This is a genomic window from Pseudomonas petrae (assembly GCF_021728295.1).
Lineage (GTDB): Bacteria > Pseudomonadota > Gammaproteobacteria > Pseudomonadales > Pseudomonadaceae > Aquipseudomonas > Aquipseudomonas petrae.
In genome coordinates this window covers 341245-359174 of sequence record NZ_JAKJXE010000006.1, presented here as the reverse complement: position 1 = coordinate 359174, position 17930 = coordinate 341245, and the positions used below count along the sequence as shown (strand labels likewise).

At 59.9% G+C, this 17930-nt stretch carries 19 protein-coding genes and 1 other RNA gene; 8 read left to right on the top strand and 12 right to left on the bottom strand.

Annotated elements, in window-relative coordinates:
- Nucleotides 1-38: 38 nt before the first annotated feature.
- The 5 genes from L4G42_RS13170 to L4G42_RS13150 form a co-directional block, all read right to left on the bottom strand.
- Nucleotides 39-1040: an extracellular solute-binding protein gene (locus L4G42_RS13170; RefSeq protein ID WP_237250017.1), complete on the bottom strand. Its 1002-nt coding sequence runs from the start codon at nt 1038-1040 to the stop codon at nt 39-41.
- Nucleotides 1041-1320: 280 nt separating this feature from the next.
- Nucleotides 1321-2541: a 2-octaprenyl-3-methyl-6-methoxy-1,4-benzoquinol hydroxylase gene (locus tag L4G42_RS13165; protein WP_237250018.1), complete on the bottom strand. Its 1221-nt coding sequence runs from the start codon at nt 2539-2541 to the stop codon at nt 1321-1323.
- A 49-nt stretch (nt 2542-2590) separates the two neighbouring features.
- A complete protein-coding gene (gene ubiH / locus L4G42_RS13160) occupies nt 2591-3778 on the bottom strand; it encodes a 2-octaprenyl-6-methoxyphenyl hydroxylase (protein WP_237259216.1) in 1188 nt (395 codons plus the stop codon).
- Entirely contained in the window at nt 3775-5109 is a 1335-nt protein-coding gene (gene pepP / locus L4G42_RS13155; protein WP_237250308.1) for a Xaa-Pro aminopeptidase, read from the bottom strand. The genes ubiH and pepP overlap by 4 nt, the downstream gene beginning before the upstream one ends.
- A gap of 81 nt (nt 5110-5190) precedes the next feature.
- Nucleotides 5191-5748 (bottom strand): YecA/YgfB family protein, encoded by a 558-nt coding sequence (locus tag L4G42_RS13150; RefSeq protein WP_237250020.1) that lies wholly within the window; start codon nt 5746-5748, stop codon nt 5191-5193.
- A gap of 149 nt (nt 5749-5897) precedes the next feature.
- Here L4G42_RS13150 and L4G42_RS13145 point away from each other — a divergent pair, with 149 nt between their 5' ends.
- The 4 genes from L4G42_RS13145 to L4G42_RS13130 all read left to right on the top strand — a co-directional run bounded on the left by L4G42_RS13145 (nt 5898) and on the right by L4G42_RS13130 (nt 7367).
- Nucleotides 5898-6107, top strand: a complete 210-nt coding sequence (locus L4G42_RS13145; protein WP_037016503.1) for a TIGR02449 family protein — start codon at nt 5898-5900, stop codon at nt 6105-6107.
- Nucleotides 6104-6427, top strand: a complete 324-nt coding sequence (locus L4G42_RS13140) for a cell division protein ZapA (RefSeq protein WP_237250021.1) — start codon at nt 6104-6106, stop codon at nt 6425-6427. Before L4G42_RS13145 ends, L4G42_RS13140 begins: the two co-directional genes overlap by 4 nt.
- 31 nt (nt 6428-6458) lie before the next feature.
- A non-coding RNA gene (ssrS, locus tag L4G42_RS13135) (6S RNA) lies at nt 6459-6637 on the top strand.
- Between the two features lie 100 nt (nt 6638-6737).
- Entirely contained in the window at nt 6738-7367 is a 630-nt protein-coding gene (locus L4G42_RS13130) for a 5-formyltetrahydrofolate cyclo-ligase (RefSeq protein WP_237250022.1), read from the top strand.
- A 51-nt stretch (nt 7368-7418) separates the two neighbouring features.
- On the opposite strand, the gene L4G42_RS13125 is transcribed toward L4G42_RS13130, so the two are convergent.
- Entirely contained in the window at nt 7419-7568 is a 150-nt protein-coding gene (locus tag L4G42_RS13125; RefSeq protein WP_122534092.1) for a hypothetical protein, read from the bottom strand.
- 193 nt (nt 7569-7761) lie between these two features.
- Between L4G42_RS13125 and L4G42_RS13120 the strand changes: the two genes are divergently transcribed.
- Nucleotides 7762-8211 (top strand): EVE domain-containing protein, encoded by a 450-nt coding sequence (locus L4G42_RS13120; RefSeq protein ID WP_237250023.1) that lies wholly within the window; start codon nt 7762-7764, stop codon nt 8209-8211.
- 17 nt (nt 8212-8228) lie between these two features.
- On the opposite strand, the gene L4G42_RS13115 is transcribed toward L4G42_RS13120, so the two are convergent.
- Nucleotides 8229-8639 (bottom strand): flagellar basal body-associated protein FliL, encoded by a 411-nt coding sequence (locus L4G42_RS13115; RefSeq protein WP_237250024.1) that lies wholly within the window; start codon nt 8637-8639, stop codon nt 8229-8231.
- 135 nt (nt 8640-8774) lie between these two features.
- Here L4G42_RS13115 and L4G42_RS13110 point away from each other — a divergent pair, with 135 nt between their 5' ends.
- Complete coding sequence (locus tag L4G42_RS13110; RefSeq protein WP_237250025.1) at nt 8775-9752, top strand: NADPH:quinone oxidoreductase family protein; 978 nt, start codon at nt 8775-8777, stop codon at nt 9750-9752.
- Between the two features lie 64 nt (nt 9753-9816).
- On the opposite strand, the gene L4G42_RS13105 is transcribed toward L4G42_RS13110, so the two are convergent.
- Nucleotides 9817-10455 (bottom strand): energy transducer TonB, encoded by a 639-nt coding sequence (locus tag L4G42_RS13105; RefSeq protein ID WP_419789368.1) that lies wholly within the window; start codon nt 10453-10455, stop codon nt 9817-9819.
- Nucleotides 10456-10707: 252 nt separating this feature from the next.
- Here L4G42_RS13105 and L4G42_RS13100 point away from each other — a divergent pair, with 252 nt between their 5' ends.
- Nucleotides 10708-11850, top strand: a complete 1143-nt coding sequence (locus tag L4G42_RS13100; RefSeq protein WP_237250027.1) for an acyltransferase family protein — start codon at nt 10708-10710, stop codon at nt 11848-11850.
- Nucleotides 11851-11876: 26 nt separating this feature from the next.
- Here the strand turns inward: L4G42_RS13100 and L4G42_RS13095 are convergent, their stop codons facing one another.
- On the bottom strand, nt 11877-12827 hold the full coding sequence (locus tag L4G42_RS13095) for a WaaS/CpsH family glycosyltransferase (protein ID WP_237250028.1): 951 nt from the start codon (nt 12825-12827) through the stop codon (nt 11877-11879).
- 218 nt (nt 12828-13045) lie between these two features.
- On the opposite strand from L4G42_RS13095, the gene glpT reads away from it, so the two are divergent.
- Entirely contained in the window at nt 13046-14395 is a 1350-nt protein-coding gene (glpT, locus tag L4G42_RS13090; protein WP_237260851.1) for a glycerol-3-phosphate transporter, read from the top strand.
- Between the two features lie 162 nt (nt 14396-14557).
- On the opposite strand, the gene L4G42_RS13085 is transcribed toward glpT, so the two are convergent.
- From L4G42_RS13085 to ubiD, 3 genes are all read right to left on the bottom strand, one after another.
- Complete coding sequence (locus L4G42_RS13085; RefSeq protein ID WP_237250309.1) at nt 14558-15232, bottom strand: gamma-glutamylcyclotransferase; 675 nt, start codon at nt 15230-15232, stop codon at nt 14558-14560.
- A 210-nt stretch (nt 15233-15442) separates the two neighbouring features.
- On the bottom strand, nt 15443-16411 hold the full coding sequence (locus tag L4G42_RS13080; RefSeq protein ID WP_237250030.1) for a CDP-6-deoxy-delta-3,4-glucoseen reductase: 969 nt from the start codon (nt 16409-16411) through the stop codon (nt 15443-15445).
- Nucleotides 16411-17877: a 4-hydroxy-3-polyprenylbenzoate decarboxylase gene (gene ubiD, locus L4G42_RS13075; protein WP_237250031.1), complete on the bottom strand. Its 1467-nt coding sequence runs from the start codon at nt 17875-17877 to the stop codon at nt 16411-16413. The genes L4G42_RS13080 and ubiD overlap by 1 nt, the downstream gene beginning before the upstream one ends.
- Nucleotides 17878-17930 lie beyond the last annotated feature (53 nt).

Sequence of the window (17930 nt, the reverse complement as noted above, 5' to 3'; positions counted from 1 at the left end):
CAAGCGCACTTCTACAGAAGGGTGCTGCCTGGTTGCAATCAGTTCCAGCCCGCGCGGTCCATCATGCGAATCGCCTCGGCCTGCCGCCGACCCGCCACTTCCACCGGGATCGTGTCCGCCTTGAACGCGCCCCAGCTCGCCACTTCTTCAGACGGTGCGACTTTCGGGTTGGCCGGGAATTCCTGATTGGTGCCGGCGAATATCGTCTGGGCTTCGGGGCCCGTCATCCATTCCACCAACGCTTTGGCGGCGTCGGCATGGGGCGCGTACCTGGTCAGGCCAATGCCGGAAAGATTGACGTGCACGCCACGGTCCGACTGATTGGGCCAGAACAGGCGCACGGCGAGATCCGGATTGTCCTTGTGCAAGCGACCGTAGTAGTAGGTGTTGACGATGCCGACGTCGCATTGGCCTGCATTGATGGCTTCCAGCACCGCGATGTCATCGGAAAACACGTCGGTCGAGAGGTTGTTCACCCAGCCCTTGAGGATCTTCTCCGACGCCTCGGCGCCATGGGTTTCGATCAGCGTGGCGGTCAGCGACTGGTTGTAGACCTTCTTGGCGGTACGCAGGCAAAGACGCCCTTCCCACTGTTTGTCGGCCAGCGCTTCGTAGGTGGTGAGTTCTTCAGGTTTGACGCGATCGGTGGAGTAGGCAATGGTCCGCGCGCGCAGGCTCAGGCCGGTCCAGCTGTGGGTGGAAGAACGGTATTGGGGCGGAATGTTTGCGTCGATGACCGGCGAAGTGAACGGCTGCAGGATGCCCATCTGTTCAGCTTGCCAGAGGTTGCCGGCGTCGACGGTGAGCAGCAGGTCAGCCGTTGCGTTCTGGCCCTCGGCCTTGATGCGCTGCATCAGGGGCGCTTCCTTGTCGGTGATGAACTTGACCTTCACGCCGGTCTTGGCGGTGTAGGCATCGAACACCGGTTTGATCAGCTCATCGATTCGGGAGGAATACACCACCACTTCATCTGCGGCCTGGGCGGTGCTGCCGAGCATGGTTAATGCCAAGGCAGCCAAAAGACGCTTGCTCGCCTGCATGCAGGTTCTCCTGATTCGAGAGAGGGGAAAAACGAAGCGAAATGGTAGTGAATCGCATCTGCCATCTCAACCGAAGTCAGGATTGAGCCGTTACCGGATGTTGCTGAGTGCCAGCGGTGCCACACCCAGACTCACTGGATACGCGCGCGGTTTCAGTGGGACCGGCTTCAGCCGGGAAGAGGCCAGCTTGAACGCCATCAGATTCCCGGCGTAACGAATGGCGCTTTCCCGGCTAAAGCCGGTCCCACAGTGAAGCGCGCGGAGTGAAAGTGCTGTGTCGTCAGAGCTTTGCCAACTCGGGCAAATCACCGGTCAGGCCCAAGGCCTGGCGCACGAACAGCGCTTTGGCTTCTGCCGAATGATCGACCATCTTCAGCCCGGCGTTACGCAACAGGCGAACCGGCAGCGCGTCGGCCTGGAACAGTCGTTCAAAGCCCTCCATCGCCGCCATCAACGCCAGGTTATGCGGCATGCGCCGACGCTCGTAACGGCTCAACACACGTTCATCGGCCAGACGCTCCCCGCGCTCGACCGCATCGCGCAGCACTTCGGCGAGCACTGCTGCGTCAAGAAAGCCCAAATTGACGCCCTGCCCCGCCAACGGATGGATGGTGTGCGCGGCATCGCCGATCAGCGCAAGGCCGGGAGCCACATAGCGCTTGGCGTGGCGTTGACGCAGCGGGACGCTAAGTCGGGGGTCGGCAGAAATTACCTGCCCGAGGCAGCCTTCAAACGCATTTTCCAGCTCACGGCAAAAGCGCTCGTCGTCGAGCTTCATCAACCGCTCGGATTGCTCCGGCGTCACCGACCAGACGATGGAACACCAATGCTCGCCCTCTCGATCCAGCGGCAGAAAGGCCAGCGGGCCCTCGTCAGTGAAGCGCTGCCACGCGGTTTTTCGATGGGAGTCCGCCGTGCGCACGTTCGTCACAATGGCGTGATGCAGGTAGTCCCATTCCCGCGTCGCAGTGCCGGTCATGCGTCGCACGGTCGAGTTGGCGCCATCGGCTGCAACCACCAGCGGTGAGCGCAAGGTACGGCCGTCGGACAGGGTCAGAAGCCAGTCATCGCCGGAGTGACGCATCTGCTCAAGACGCGCATCAGCCAACAAGCCGATGCCGCTGTCATGCAGACGTTCGACCAGTGCATCCTGCACCACGCGATTTTCGACAATGTGCCCGAGCACGTCAGCGTGGACACTGGAGGCAGAGAAATGCACCTTGCCCGTGCCGCTGCCATCCCACACGTGCATGTCGCTGTAGGGGCTGACGCGCCGCGCAACGATGCCGTCCCAGACACCCAGCCGCTCGAGAATGCGCTGACTGGCGATGGACAGCGCGCTGACACGCGCTTCGAATGGCGCGTCGGCCACGAACGGCTTGACCGTCAGCGGTCCACCATCCACCACAAGAATGTTCAGCCCACTGTCTCGCAACGCCAGCGCGAGCGCGCTCCCCACCATTCCGGCCCCGACAATCAGCAGATCTGCGCGCGTTTCCATGCTTTAAATCGTTCTCGGTTGTGGCGAAGGCCACGAATGAATGAAGTGTTCAGACATCGCTTCGCGTTCCCAGGCCCATGGCCTGACGGGCGAACCAGCTCTTGGCTGAAGGCAACAGATCCAGGCCCAGGAGGCCCAGGTTACGGCCCGCAGTCACAAGGGACTGCTGACTGCTGAACACCCGCGTAACCTGATCGGAAAAGCCGACAGTCAGTTTTTGATCAACCCGCTGGCGCTCGCGGTAGGCCTGCAACGTCGACAGCTCGCCCAACGGCGCTTCACTGGCCAGCAGCGCCTCGGCCAGCGAGGCAGCATCACGCAGCGACAGGTTGAAGCCCTGCCCCGCAATCGGATGAAGACTGTGGGCGGCGTTGCCGAGCACCACCAGATGCGAGCGGATCTGCTCTTCGGCCTCGATCAGCGCCAGCGGATAGCTGTGGCGCGCACCTACTTGTTTCAGCGCGCCCAGCCGGTAGCCGAAGACGCCCTGCAGTTCTTCCAGGAAGCTTCGGTCGTCCAGCGCCATCAGCCGTTGAACGTCATTGCCGGTGCGCGTCCAGACCAGTGCGCAGCGGTTATCCGGAAGTGGCAGCAACGCCATGGGGCCATCTTCGGTAAACCGCTCGAAGGCCTGGCCACAGTGGGCGTCGCCCGGCGTGATGTTGGCGATCAGCGCGCTTTGATCGTAAGGCGTATTTCGCACTGCAATGCCCAGCTGCTCGCGCAGGCTGGAACGGCCGCCGTCGGCCAGCACCGCCAGGTCGCAGGTGAGCTGAGTTTCGTCGTTCAGGGTCAGGCGGTAGCCGTCGGTAAGCGCCTGCATGTGTGTGACTTCGGCCGGCACGCGCCAACTGATCACGTCCTTGTCCAGCGCCTGCCACAGGCATTGGCCCAGCCAGGCGTTTTCAACCACATAGCCCAGCGCCGGAACGCCTTCCTCCATCGAAGACAGGTGCGCAGCGCCGAACCGGCCTTTGTCGGAAACGTGAATGTTGAGGATCGGCTCGGCGCGGCGGCTGATGTGCTGCCACAGCCCCAGGCGCTCGTAGATCTGCCGCGCGCCGAAAGACAGCGCTGAAGACCGCGCGTCGTAGCTGGGCTGGTACGTATCGCCAGGCGCAAACGGCTCGATCAGGACAATTTTCCAGCCCCGCGCTTTCGCCCCGGCTTGCAGGGCGAGGGCCAGGCTTGCGCCGACCAGTCCGCCACCGACGATGGCCAGATTAAAGCGGCTCATGCGGCTTGCGTTCGTGCTGCGGCCATCAAGGCCTCGATCTCGGCAACGGTCTTCGGCACATCGCTCGTCAGGATTTCACAGCCTTTTTTGGTCACCACGACGTCATCCTCGATTCGCACGCCAATCCCGCGCCATTTTTTGGCGACGGTCTGATTGTCCGGGGACACATAAATGCCGGGCTCGACCGTCAGCGCCATACCGGCCTCCAGCACACGCCACTCGCCGCCGACCTTGTATTCGCCGACGTCGTGCACGTCCATGCCCAGCCAGTGTCCGGCGCGGTGCATGTAAAAAGCTTTGTACGCTTCGGCGGCAATCAGTTCATCCACCGCGCCTCGCAGCAGCCCCAGCTCAACCAGCCCTTCGGTGATGACACGAACCGTAGCCTCGTGGGCCTGGTTCCAGTGATTGCCGGGTTTGATCGCCGCAAACGCCGCTTCCTGGGATTTGAGCACCACCTCGTAAATCGCTTTTTGTTCGGGAGAGAATTTGCCACTCACCGGAAACGTGCGGGTGATATCGCTGGCGTAACAGTCGATCTCGCAACCGGCATCGATCAGCACCAGGTCGCCGTCTTTAAGCGGCGCGTCGTTCTCCTGATAGTGCAGGATGCATGCGTTGCGCCCCGACGCGACGATGGAGCCATAGGCCGGCATCTTAGCGCCGCCCTTGCGGAATTCGTAATCAAGCTCCGCTTCCAGGCTGAACTCGTAGAGCCCGGCGCGACTGGCTTGCATCGCCCGCACGTGGGCCCGGGCCGATATCTGCGCGGCCTCACGCATCACTTTCACTTCGGCCGCCGATTTATACAGGCGCATGTCGTGCAGCAGGTGATCCAGCGCAACGAACTCTTTCGGCGGCTGCGCACCCAGATGCGCCTTGGAGCGGATGACGTTGATCCACTCCATCACATGTCGGTCGAATTCAGGATTGCTGCCCATGGACGAATACACCCGATCGCGACCTTCGATGAGGCCGGGCAGGATGTCGTCGATGTCGGTGATCGGGAAGGCATCGTCGGCGCCGTACTCGCGCATCGCGCCGTCCTGACCCGCGCGCAGGCCGTCCCACAACTCGCGCTCGGGATTGCGCTCGCGACAGAACAGGACGTACTCACCGTACTCGCGGCCAGGGATCAGCACGATCACCGCTTCGGGTTCGGGGAATCCACTCAGGTACTGAAAGTCGCTGTCCTGGCGGTACACATGCTCAACGTCCCGATTTCGAATCGCCACAGCCGCCGCTGGCAGAATGGCGATGCTGTTGGGCTCCATCTGCTCCATCAACGCCTTGCGGCGGCGGACATATTCGGCTTTCGGGATATGAATCATGGGCAAGTGCGGTTCTCCGGGAGGTGCGCTTGGGCCTTCGTCGCACAAAGGCGGCGTGGCCGAAGCAGCAATGACGCGCTGTCAGTGCAAAGACGGCTTGGCTTCGTCTTCAGCTTCGGTTTTCTGGTTGAACTCGGTGAACAGCAGCAACGGCGCAACGCGCAGGTACTCCATCACTTCCATGTAGTCGCTCTCGCCGTCTTCGGACTCGTCCAGCGCGTCATGAACCTGAGCGATGGCGGCCAAATCCTGGAGCACGTCCCTGGCATCATCGCTCAGTGACTGACCACCCACCCGGGCAAAGCCGCTTAGGAAACCCTGGCACCACTGGGCCATGGCGGCGGTGCGGGTAGCCAGAGGCTCATCATCGCCGGGCAACAGCAACACGACAGTCATGTCGTCGCCGGTCAGTTCGTTTTTGACCATTGCCTGCAGGCCGATCAGGGCTTGGCGCACTTTGTCGTCAGGCTCTGTTTCCAGCAGCAGGTGAGCGTCTGCCAACCAATCATCTGCATCGAAGCCTGCGCCGGCGCAACTGCGGCCCAGCAAAAGGCCGTGCAATTCGGCAGGAGATACATGATGACCACTGCTGGCAAGCAGGGTGGCGAAGCCGTTGTACGGGGAATTCTGAATAGGCATGGGCAACTAGGCGCCAGGCGGCGCAATGTCTAGAATGAAGGCCTTGTATCGTAGCACCGGCAGACGCGCCCAAGCTATCAGGCGATGTCCGGGGCGAATCCAGACGCCAGCGCCTGCACCACTCATCTGAAAGTAATCAGTGGAAAACAATGGAAGACAACGACCTGCAAGCGCTGATGGCTCGACTGGAGTTATTGATCAATCGTGTCGAGCAACTAAAAAGTCAAAACGGACTCCTATTAGCTCAGGAAAAATCCTGGCGCGAGGAACGCGCTCAACTCATTGAAAAAAACGAAATCGCCCGGCAAAAGGTCGAGTCCATGATTTCGCGCCTCAAGGCCCTGGAGCAAGACTCATGAGTAATGGCAACAGCATCACCGTGCAAATCCTCGACAAAGAATATTCGATTATCTGCCCGCAAGAGGAGCGCACCAATCTGGTCAGCGCCGCGCGTTACCTGGACGGCAAAATGCGCGAGATCCGCAGCAGCGGCAAAGTCATCGGCGCTGACCGTATTGCGGTGATGGCCGCACTGAACATTACCCACGATCTTCTGCACAAGCAGGAACTGCCTCCAGCCCAAGCGCAGACAAATGGCGCTAACCGCGAACAGGTTCGCGACTTGCTGGACCGCGTGGACCTGGTCCTTGCCACGGATCCGGATAAAGCACAAGGCTGATTGTTGGGACATGATTCGGTATACTTGCGACCGCTCCCTGGAGTGCTTGCCAGTCGGTCATGTCCCTGAGCCGATACGCACAACCACGGGGGTTGCACGTTGGGGTTGGTGTGCATGTCCGCTCGACGGAAAGCCTTAAAACCTCCTGCAATCTCCACCTTGAACTTTCGGGTTCAAGGGCTACACCGACAGCGGTTCGTCGGGGAGTCTCGAACCTTCTACCCATCGCCAGGCGCCCCGTCTGGCGGTGGGCATCGTGAATCTGCCTGATCCACGACATCACTTTTCAAAGCCTCACGGACCCGCCAGCATGACCTCATCCGGCGCCGCTCCCCTCCCAAATCCTTCAAGCCTCTCTCGGCCACAGTTGCGCCGGCTGCTTCGCCATAATCGTCGCGCGCTCAGCCCGGCAGAACAGCGACAGGCGGCGCAGGGCTTGTACCGTCAGCTTGCGCAAAATCCACTCTTTCGCCGCGCCCGGCACGTTTCTCTCTACCTTCCGATGGACGGTGAGATCGACCCGCGCCTGCTACTTCGTGCCGCTCAAAAACGCGGCAAGACCACCTACCTGCCGGTGCTCAGTGCCTGGCCGCGAACGAAAATGGTGTTTCAGCGCGTGCGCCCCGGGGAGAAATTCAAGCCGAACCGGTTCCGCATCCCGGAGCCACGCATCAATGCCAAGCGACAGCGCAAGATCTGGACGCTGGACCTGGTGCTGATGCCGCTCGTGGGATTCGATCCGGAAGGGGGTCGTCTTGGCATGGGTGGCGGCTTTTACGACCGCAGCCTGGCGTATCTCGCGCGTCGTAAAACCTGGCGCAAGCCGGTGCTGCTGGGACTGGCCCACGAGTGTCAGAAAGTCGGGAAGCTGGCGGTCGCCAGTTGGGATGTCCCGTTGTCGGGAACGGTCACGGATAAGCGTTGGTATATGGCGGGGTGAATCGTCAGCATGGCGCGCTCCTGGGAAAAAAGCGCGCTGCGAAAAAGCGGTTTAGCGGCGGAGCTGTGGCTGCTGTTGCTGAGTGATTTCAACCGGCGCGTCTGCCTTCGCGGCCCACAGACTTTGCGCGTAACCGGTGGTGACGATTCCCAAGCCGAACAAAATTGCCAAAATCCACAGTACATCCGGCTTGCGTCGCATTCATCGTCCCCTTTGTAACGAATCAGAATCTGAAATCAATAACGTTTAAACAGGCTGCCAGATCGTGCAGCCCTTAAAATGCCGGCATTCTGCGGCAACGTGACGCAACACGCAAATACTGACGCCAGCCGACTGTCGGGTTGTCATAAAAACGTAGGACAACTTTCCCAACACCTGTTCAGGAGCCGTATAAATGGCCTATTGGCTGATGAAATCCGAGCCCGACGAGCTCTCGATCAGCGGGCTGAAAAAGCTTGGGCACACGCGCTGGGATGGGGTCCGTAACTATCAGGCCCGTAACTTTCTGCGCGCGATGGCGGTGGGTGATCAGTTCTTTTTCTACCATTCCAGCTGCCCGGAGCCGGGTATTGCCGGCATCGGTAAAATCGTCAAAGCCGCGTATCCCGACCCCACCGCGCTGGACGGCAAAAGCCCCTACTTCGACGCCAAAGCCACCGAGGAGAAAAACACTTGGAGCGCTCTTGATGTGGCATTCGTCGAGGCGTTTCCGAACGTGCTGGGGCTGGGTTTTCTGAAGCAACAAGCCGCACTGGAGCAGATGCCTCTGGTGCAGAAAGGCAGCCGCTTGTCCGTCATGCCTGTGACGGACGAACAATGGGCCGCAGTGCTGGGCCTGCGCTGAGTTCAGAATGCCGCGCGTTACTGGGCGATAAAGTTGTTGAACAGCAGATCGTCAACCACGGGCTTGCCGGTTTCCTGGGTCAGCACTTGCTGGGTCTGCTTCAGCGCTTCCTGACGCAGTTTTTCCTTGGCATCGACGTTGCCCATGCTGTCGACCGTTTGCTGAGTGAACAACGCCACCAGTTGATTGCGAATCAGTGGCTCGTTTTGCTTCACCAGTTTCTGCGCTTCGGCGCCGGTCACCCGCAAGGCGACGTCGGCCTTATAGACGTGCAGTTTCGGGCTGCCGTCCAGTGAGTAGTTGCCTACGAAGGGTGGCGTCAACGCCACGTAGGAAACCTTGTTCGGATCTTCTTTCTCGCCGCCCTCTTCGGCCAGCGCCACAACAGGCATCGACAATGCCATCAACATCAGAATCCACGCTTTCACAGTCCGCTCCTCAATCCGCTTCGCCGCACAGCTTACTTCAGCTTATGCACACCTATCAGGCCGGGGCATGCTCATTGACCCCACAACCTCGCTACCTGTACTTATCGGCCATCCCCGAAAAAGGAATAGCCTTCGATGAAAGCCGTGCTTTGTAAAGCCTTCGGTCCCGCTGCAGATCTGGTGCTGGAGGACATCCCCAGCCCGGAGCCGAAGAAGAACGAGATTCTTATGGACGTACACGCTGCCGGGGTCAACTTCCCTGACACGCTGATCATCGAAGGCAAATACCAGTTCAAGCCGCCTTTTCCATTTTCGCCCGGAGGTGAAGCGTCGGGCGTGGTGACGGCTGTCGGCGAAAAGGTCAGCCATGTTCGTGTGGGTGACCGGGTGATGGCGCTGACCGGCTGGGGCAGCTTCGCAGAACAGATCGCGGTGGCCGGTTACAACGTCCTGCCCATTCCCGAAGCGATGGACTTCACCACCGCCGCCGCCTTCAGCATGACCTACGGCACGTCCATGCACGCCCTCAAACAGCGCGCCAATCTGCAGGCCGGCGAAACGCTCCTCGTCCTTGGCGCCTCGGGAGGCGTCGGCCTTGCTGCCGTGGAGATCGGCAAAGCCATGGGCGCTCGCGTGATCGCCGCTGCCAGCAGCGCAGACAAGCTTGAGGTCGCCAAAAACGCAGGCGCCGACGAGCTGATCAACTACAGCGAAAGCAATCTGAAGGATGAAATCAAACGCCTCACCAACGGCAACGGCGTCGATGTGATCTATGACCCTGTGGGTGGTGACCTTTTTGATCAAGCTGTTCGCGGCATCGCCTGGAACGGTCGATTGCTGGTAGTCGGCTTCGCCAGTGGTCGCATCCCCGAGCTGCCGGTCAATCTCGCGCTGCTGAAAGGCGCCTCGGTTGTGGGTGTGTTCTGGGGCTCATTTGCCCAACGCCAGCCCCAAGACAATGCGGCGAATTTCCAGCAACTGTTCACCTGGTTCAGCGAGGGCAAGCTGAAGCCGCTGGTGTCGAAGGTTTACCCGCTGGAGCAGGCGGGTGAAGCGATTGAATCGTTGGCGCAGCGCAAGGCGGTGGGCAAGGTGGTGGTTAGCGTCAGGTAGCGTGCATCGGGATCGAACCCGATCGTTGAGAAACGGGGCTGATCCTGCAGGTTTCTGCACGCGCTCACAGCATCCTCCTCACCTCATCAGGCAGCACGTCCTTATAACGCAGTTCAGGATTCGCGCCGCAGCGCTGAATGACTTCCGGAGCGGCCACTGCCAGCGCATCCCCTAGCGCGAACCGTTGCTCGTCGGACAGCTTGCGGTAAGTGGCGACCCTCGCCAGCACTTTGAAGGTGTGTCGGAAAACGCTCATGTCGATCTCTTCAAGACCGGATGAGTTTTGCTGGAAGTCCTCCAGCCGGTTGTTGAACCGGGTGCAGGTCAGGTGACGCAGGCTGCGATGGAGCCAGGTGACAGGATTGGTGCCTTCCCGCGGGTGGAGAAAATAATGCTCGTGGCGCAGTGAGACGACTGCCGGACGCTCGTCACTGACCGCCCAGGGCTTCACGCGCCATGTGGGCACAATATTTACCACCGCGCGGGACATCAGGGGATGGGAGCTTTCCAGCACTTCAGGCTCAGAAACACGCCCGTCGTGATGCGCCTTGAGGTCGAGCAGAACCCACCCGGACACGCCCGACTTCTGCAGCGAATACGGCCAAGCGGGCGCCCTGCGGTAGTCAAACTCCACATCGCCTTCCTCCGCGTTGGCCGCGATACAGATTGCACAGATCACACATAAAACCCACCTGCTCATCACTGCTATCACCTGTGCGCTTTTTCCGGTCTGCCTCCTGCGTGGGTGCAAAAGGCGGGCGCGCATTTTGTGCGTTGGTCTGCGCCTGCAACAGCTCATGACTTCCCAACGCTGCGTAGGACGGGTCCCAAAATCAACACCTCGTTAAACAACCCGCGACGGCGCCTGATGTGTTCCGTATATTTCACGGCCGATACATACCGAACACGAGCTCATTCGGTATCGACTCCCATACGAACTGCGGACCCCGTGTTGATGACCGTCACCCTGATTCTGATCACGCTGTACGTGCTGACGATCGCAATGTTTTGCTTCGCCACTCAGCGAATGCCGATCCTCTCCCAAGAAGCGCTCCATCGTGTTTCGTCGCTGGACGGGCTGCGTGGCGTGCTCGCAACCGCAGTCATCGTTCATCACTTCATCGTCAGTTATTACTGGCACGTCAACGGGGTCTGGGAAACCACGGACAGCCGCGTGCTGAACAACATGGGCACGGTACCGGTGTCGCTGTTTTTCATGATCACGGGTTACCTGTTTACCGCGAAGATCTACCGAAGCGAGCCGAAATGGCGGCTGATCCTGTCTTCACGGGTACGGCGAATCTTCCCGATGTACCTGTTCAGCGTCGCGCTGATCACGGCCATCGCGCTGTATCAATCCGCAGGCGTCAACGCGCCGGTCATGGACACGATCAAGGCGCTCGGGCGATGGGTGATTTTCATCGGTAGCCCCATCAATGGTTTCCCGGACACAGTCCGAATCAATGCTTCAGTGCAGTGGACGCTGCTCTATGAAGCGGTCTTCTACCTGTCGCTGCCGGTGCTGTATTGCCTGCTTCGGCGCAAGCTCCCCGGCATGGCCGTCGTCGTCGCGCTGATTGCGCTGGCGTGCCTGTGGGGTGAGTACCATCATCACTTTCACAACCGGTTCATCAAACTGTTTGCTGTCGGCATCGCGGTGGCGGTCTCTGAAGACCGGATGCGCCGCTGGCGAATCGACTTCACGGGCGTGCGCTGCACGTTGGTTGCGGTCGCGGTACTGCTGATCAGCATGAAGCTCAAATCGTACTCGACGCTGCAAATGCTGATTCTGGGGGTTCCGTTTGCGCTGTTCGTGCTCGGCAACAGCCTGCACGGGGTGCTGGAGATTCGAGGGTTGAAGATTCTGGGCGAGGCCAGCTTCAGCATTTACCTGCTGCATGGCATCGTCATCTACAGCGTGTTCAGTCTGATGGGCGCGTATGACTTCGCCACGTCGGATCCACTCAGCTACGCACTGTACTTACCACTGATCATCTTGCTGACCAGCAGTATCAGCGTCGCGACGTACTGGTGCATCGAGCATCCGTTCCTGCGCAAGAAGTCTGCGACGGCCGACGCAGCCTTGCTGCGACCTTAAGATTTGCTCATCGGCAGGTGATGGAGTCATGGGCTGAAAACCTCGTTCGCCCAGCTGGCCATGCTGTACCGCTGCACGACTTCTTCGGGCGGGTCCACGTATTCCCCGCTGATGAACGCTTCAGGGATCATGGGGTGACCGCTGTCGATGATCAGAATGTTGCGCGGATCATAGAAGTCGTAATCCGCCACCGATGCGTTGTTGGTGATCATTTTCTTGCGATAGAGCAGCGCTTCGAAAAAACGGAAGCTCAAACCCGCGTGCCCCGGCCGGACGATGTCGATCAGTATTTCCGAACGCCTGACGTATTCGGCCGTTTCATCGATGCCCATGCGCTGGCGAAAGAAGGTCAGTAGTGGACTGGCTCCCGGCACAGGCTTGCTTTGCACCAGAAACTTGCAGGTACTGGTGTAGCCCAGTTGTTCAAACGCTTGAGCCACCCGGCCGAGCACATCCACGCGGTGCTTGCCGCCCATCACGACAAAAGCCTTGAAGTCGCACGTCGTTTTGAAATCGGCGTGTTCTTCGTAGATGTAGTTGTAGAGCTTGCGCAGTTGATACTCGTGAGCATCAGCGCCATCGAAGGTGTAGACCTTGTCGAAGGTCGCCAGTTGATCAATCGGCATCGACAATCGCGCAATCCCGTCAGACAAATACGCGACGGTGAGCGTTGCCGCAGCCTGGGCCTGCAGGACCAGGCCGTGATCCAGCTGACTCGGGTTCACCACCAGCAACGCGTCGACATCCCCTGCTGCCCGGATCGCAGCCTTGGCACGCCGAACGATCAGGTACTTTTTCAGCCATCGCCGCATTTTCCCCGGAAGCCAGGGCAGCTCTTTCGCGCCTTGGGTCAGGTCAATGAACACAACGTCGTTCGACTTACCGAGAAAGTGACTGAGCCGGCCAAGGTATCCGCCGACATCGCGGCACAGAATGATGATCTTTTGATTCCGAATCCCAAGCGTGGGTGACTGCATGTGGGTTTGCCAATCGTGAGCGCATGAGCGCGCCACTTTACCTGTCCCGCGCACCGAAACCCAACTGTACGCAGCACTGCACAAACGCGATGTTCGCAAAGGAATTCGCTCTTGGCCCGTATTTACGCCCTTATTATCCGATGAGAAGCCTTCCTATTTTCTGTAACGAAAATGTAATATTCGGATTCGCATAACAAGAAAATAAATGGAGTGTCCCGATGTTTGCCTTTTTCCGTCCTGCCGCACATCAGGCTCCGCTGCCTGAGGAGCGTGTCGACTCCACCTACCGCCGCCTTCGCTGGCAGATTTTCGCCGGCATTTTCTTCGGCTACGCCGGCTACTATTTGCTGCGCAAAAATATCTCGCTGGCCATGCCTTACCTGATCGATGAGGGATATACCCGCGGTCAGCTGGGGCTTGCGATCTCGGCGATTGCCATTGCGTACGGGCTGTCGAAATTCCTGATGGGGCTGGTGTCTGATCGCTCCAACCCGCGTTACTTCCTGCCCTTCGGGCTGGTGATTTCCGCGCTGGTGATGTTCGTGTTCGGATTCGCGCCCTGGGCGACGTCCAGCGTGACAATCATGTTCATTCTGCTGTTCATCAATGGCTGGGCCCAGGGCATGGGCTGGCCGCCGAGTGGACGCACGATGGTGCACTGGTGGTCGCAGAAGGAACGTGGCGGCGTAGTGTCGGTGTGGAACGTGGCGCACAACGTCGGCGGTGGCTTGATCGGCCCGCTGTTCCTGCTCGGACTTGGATGGACCAACGACTGGCACGCAGCGTTTTACGTGCCTGCGGCGGTTGCCCTGTTTGTCGCCCTGTTCGCCTTCGTCACCATGCGCGACACCCCGCAGTCGGTGGGCTTGCCGCCGGTCGAGGACTACAAGAACGACTACCCGGAAGGCTACGACGCGAGCCACGAAGAGGAATTCACCGCCAAAGAGATCTTCGTCAAATACGTTCTGCGCAACAAAATGCTCTGGTACATCGCGCTGGCCAATGTGTTCGTTTACCTGCTGCGTTACGGCGTGCTGGACTGGGCGCCAACGTACTTGAAAGAAGCCAAGCACTTTGACGTAGACAAGACCTCATGGGCCTACTTCTTCTATGAGTGGGCGGGCATTCCGGGCACGCTGTTGTGTGGGTGGATGTCCGACAAGATCTTCCGTGGCAACCGTGGCCTGACCGGCATTGTGTTCATGGCGATGGTGACTGTTGCGACGCTGGTCTACTGGCTCAATCCCCCAGGCAACCCCACCGTCGACATGATTGCTCTGGTCTCGATCGGCTTCCTGATCTATGGCCCGGTGATGCTGGTCGGCTTGCAAGCGCTTGAGTTGGCACCGAAGAAAGCAGCCGGCACCGCAGCGGGATTCACTGGCTTGTTCGGGTACCTCGGTGGCTCGGTCGCGGCCAGCGCACTGATGGGTTACACGGTCGACCACTTCGGCTGGGACGGCGGCTTCGTCCTGCTGGTGTCCGCTTGCATCCTCGCGATGGCGTTCCTGGTGCCGACGCTGCGGCATACGCGGGTGGCAAGTCAGTCGCGAGAGGAAATGGCTTAGCATCTTTCTCAGCGAAAATGTAGGAGCGCGCTTGCCCGCGATTGCGATCTGTCTGAGATAGATTTGTTGACTGACACAAAGCATTCGCGGGCAAGCGCGCTCCTACAGGTGAAGCGCTAAGGCGTGCCCATCAGTCAGAACCAACGTGAGCGAGTCAGGCGGCTATATCGCCAACAACACCGGCTTACACCGCTTGAACCGCGCTTCCAGGCTCAAGTCCGGCATGGCGTGGGTGCGCAGTGCGTGGATGGTTTGTTCGACGTATTCCCACGTGGTTCCGTATCGCCCGCTGGCATTGGCCAGCACCTGCGTGAGCACGCTGTCGGGCAGGTTGCCGGCGTAACTGGGCAGATGCCGCTCCAGCACAAATCCCAAAGCCTGCACCTTGGTGCCGTCTTCAAGTCGGCAGTTGAGCCAGTGCGGGCGGTAGGACGGGAACGGCATTTCTCTCTGCCACAACGCCAGTAGGGATTCGTCGATATTGTCTTCGGGCAATCGGTAGGCAAATCCGCTGCAGGAGCCGCCGCGATCCAGACCGAATACCAGCCCTGGCTGCTCGGGCGTGCCACGGTGTTCGTGGGACCAGAGATAGAGACCGCGATGATAGCCATGGACCCGACCGCGCTGACGCTCGACGGCGCTGCACTCGGGTCGCCAGATCAATGATCCGTAAGCGAATAACCAGATCGGACCGCCCTGATGGCGGCTCATCGTGGCATGGATGGAAGCAAGCAGCTGTTCGCGGCTCAGTTTCGGCCCAAGATCGATGACCGGCGGGTAGGACAAGCCCAAGCCGTCATGGACGGCTTCCGCCAGGATATTGATTTGATTCCCCATCTGGTTCCCCCCACCGGCAAGGCTGACGCCGGTGCAACGCTGAACACTCATGAAACGGGTCTGGCAACAACGAATGAACAATCAGACGGCATCGCAGGCAGTGTGACGTTGTGACTCGGCCACCGGCGCATTGGTCACGCCGGAAAACCGATATCTGACAAACAGTCATGCAATACGCTGTCCACATCCGGCTCGGTGAGTGGCTGCGCTTTAGGGCCTCGGCGCGTAAGCGAAAACATCGGCACGCATCTGCTGCGCATCCATGCCGGCCAGCACCAGCGCATCAAGGGTCGAATAGACCATGGCCGGTGAACCGCTGGCGTACACATAAAGCGACTTCAGATCGCTGAAGTCCTCACAGACCGCCTCGTGCAGCATGCCGCAGCGCCCTTCCCAACCGCACAGATCACTGACGACCTTGTGCAGGAAAAGGTTGGGTAGCGTCTGCCATTCATCCCAATGCGTGAGCTGATAGAAATCTTCCGGACGGCGCATTCCCCAATAGACATGCACCGGATACGGAAAACCCTTGGATCGGCAATGCTCGATCAGGCTGTGCATCTGCCCCATACCGGTGCCTGCTGCGATCAATACCAGCGGCCCGTCGGGCAATTCGCCCAGATGAGTGTCGCCGAACGGCAATTCGACCCGGGCCATGCCATCGCGCTGTAACTGCTTGATCAGATTTTGCGCACTCGCCTCGCGGGCAAGCACGTGGATTTCCAGTTCTCGCCCGCTCTCCGGCGCTGAAGCCATGGAAAACGCTGATTTCTCGCCGTCGTCCCGATGGATCATCAGGTACTGACCGGCGTGATAACGCGGAGGCTTGCCCGCAGGCGCACGGAGCATCACCCGCCAGACATCGCCTCCGACTTCAACGCACTCGCTGACCTGGCAGGCGAACGTGCGCACCGGCAACTCACCGAGCGCCAGCACGCTGTCCCAGAGGACAACACAGTCTTGCTGCGGCACCGCCAGGCACGTATAGATTTCGCCGTGGGTGCGGATCTCTCCGGCCTGCTCAACGCTGCCTTCAACCAGCAGCGCGGAACAGATGTGGCAATTGCCGTTTCGACAGCTCTGAGGGCATTCGTAGCCCAGGCGCTGAGCGGCGTCGAGGATCCGCTCGCCTGGCAATGTCTCGATGACTGCGCCCGATGGCTGCAAGGTTACACGCATCAATCAATTCCCAGCTGAGTCCAGATTTCATCGATCCGGCGGGTCACCGCTTCGTCTTTGACGATAGCGCGACCCCATTCACGGGTGGTTTCGCCCGGCCATTTATGCGTGGCATCGAGCCCCATTTTCGAACCCAGACCGGAGACCGGCGAGGCGAAATCGAGGTAATCGATTGGCGTGTTGTCGATCATCACCGTGTCGCGCTTGGGGTCCATGCGCGTGGTGATTGCCCAGATGACGTCATTCCAGTCACGGGCATTGATGTCGTCGTCGGTGACGATAACGAACTTGGTGTACATGAACTGTCGCAGAAACGACCAGACACCCAACATCACACGCTTGGCATGGCCGGGATACTGTTTCTTGATCGTCACGACCGCCATGCGGTACGAGCACCCCTCGGGCGGCAGGTAAAAGTCGACGATTTCCGGGAATTGCTTCTGCAGGATCGGCACGAACACTTCATTCAGCGCAACGCCCAGGATGGCGGGCTCGTCAGGCGGCCGGCCAGTGTAGGTGCTGTGGTAAATCGGCTTGATGCGGTGGGTGATGCGCTCGACCGTGAAGACCGGGAAGCTGTCGACCTCGTTGTAGTAGCCGGTGTGGTCGCCGTACGGACCTTCATCGGCCATTTCGCCGGGATGAATCACGCCTTCGAGGACGATTTCGGCGCTGGCCGGGACCTGGAGGTCGTTGCCACGGCATTTGATCAGCTCGGTACGATTGCCACGCAGCAGGCCGGCGAATGCGTATTCGGAGAGGCTGTCAGGCACTGGCGTCACGGCGCCGAGAATGGTGGCGGGGTCAGCGCCCAAGGCCACGGACACCGGGAATGGCTGACCCGGGTGTTTGTCGCACCAATCCTTGAAATCCAGCGCGCCGCCACGATGGCTGAGCCAGCGCATGATCACCTTGTTGCGGCCGATCACCTGCTGGCGGTAGATACCCAGATTCTGCCGTTCCTTATTGGGCCCGCGAGTGACCGTAAGGCCCCATGTGATCAGCGGGCCGACATCGCCGGGCCAGCAAGTCTGCACCGGCAGCATGCCGAGGTCGACGTCGTCACCCTCGATCACGATTTCCTGGCACGGGGCGTCCTTGACGACTTTCGGCGCCATGGCGATGACTTTTCTGAAGATAGGCAGCTTGGACCAGGCGTCTTTCAAGCCCTTGGGCGGCTCGGGCTCTTTGAGGAACGCCAGCAGCTTGCCGATTTCCCGCAGCTCGGACACCGACTCGGCGCCCATGCCCATGGCGACCCGCTCGGGCGTACCGAACAGATTGCCGAGCACCGGAATGTCAAAACCCGTTGGCTTCTCGAACAGCAGTGCCGGCCCTTTGCTACGCAGGGTCCGATCGCAGATTTCGGTCATTTCCAGCACAGGGGAAATGGGTACCTGAATGCGTTTCAACTCTCCGCGCTGCTCAAGCTGCTGCACGAAATCCCGTAGATCCTTGAATTTCATTAACCCGGCCACTCACCAAATAGATGCACATCCTACCTGCTCTGACCGCAGAC

Bases quoted from the DNA above. Each gene is read 5' to 3' on its own strand.
- L4G42_RS13170 (WP_237250017.1), bottom strand. From the start codon at position 1,040: ATGCAGGCGAGCAAGCGTCTTTTGGCTGCCTTGGCATTAACCATGCTC.
- L4G42_RS13165 (WP_237250018.1), bottom strand. From the start codon at position 2,541: ATGGAAACGCGCGCAGATCTGCTGATTGTCGGGGCCGGAATGGTGGGG.
- ubiH (WP_237259216.1), bottom strand. From the start codon at position 3,778: ATGAGCCGCTTTAATCTGGCCATCGTCGGTGGCGGACTGGTCGGCGCA.
- pepP (WP_237250308.1), bottom strand. From the start codon at position 5,109: ATGATTCATATCCCGAAAGCCGAATATGTCCGCCGCCGCAAGGCGTTG.
- L4G42_RS13150 (WP_237250020.1), bottom strand. From the start codon at position 5,748: ATGCCTATTCAGAATTCCCCGTACAACGGCTTCGCCACCCTGCTTGCC.
- L4G42_RS13145 (WP_037016503.1), top strand. From the start codon at position 5,898: ATGGAAGACAACGACCTGCAAGCGCTGATGGCTCGACTGGAGTTATTG.
- L4G42_RS13140 (WP_237250021.1), top strand. From the start codon at position 6,104: ATGAGTAATGGCAACAGCATCACCGTGCAAATCCTCGACAAAGAATAT.
- L4G42_RS13130 (WP_237250022.1), top strand. From the start codon at position 6,738: ATGACCTCATCCGGCGCCGCTCCCCTCCCAAATCCTTCAAGCCTCTCT.
- L4G42_RS13125 (WP_122534092.1), bottom strand. From the start codon at position 7,568: ATGCGACGCAAGCCGGATGTACTGTGGATTTTGGCAATTTTGTTCGGC.
- L4G42_RS13120 (WP_237250023.1), top strand. From the start codon at position 7,762: ATGGCCTATTGGCTGATGAAATCCGAGCCCGACGAGCTCTCGATCAGC.
- L4G42_RS13110 (WP_237250025.1), top strand. From the start codon at position 8,775: ATGAAAGCCGTGCTTTGTAAAGCCTTCGGTCCCGCTGCAGATCTGGTG.
- L4G42_RS13100 (WP_237250027.1), top strand. From the start codon at position 10,708: ATGACCGTCACCCTGATTCTGATCACGCTGTACGTGCTGACGATCGCA.
- L4G42_RS13095 (WP_237250028.1), bottom strand. From the start codon at position 12,827: ATGCAGTCACCCACGCTTGGGATTCGGAATCAAAAGATCATCATTCTG.
- glpT (WP_237260851.1), top strand. From the start codon at position 13,046: ATGTTTGCCTTTTTCCGTCCTGCCGCACATCAGGCTCCGCTGCCTGAG.
- L4G42_RS13085 (WP_237250309.1), bottom strand. From the start codon at position 15,232: ATGGGGAATCAAATCAATATCCTGGCGGAAGCCGTCCATGACGGCTTG.
- L4G42_RS13080 (WP_237250030.1), bottom strand. From the start codon at position 16,411: ATGCGTGTAACCTTGCAGCCATCGGGCGCAGTCATCGAGACATTGCCA.
- ubiD (WP_237250031.1), bottom strand. From the start codon at position 17,877: ATGAAATTCAAGGATCTACGGGATTTCGTGCAGCAGCTTGAGCAGCGC.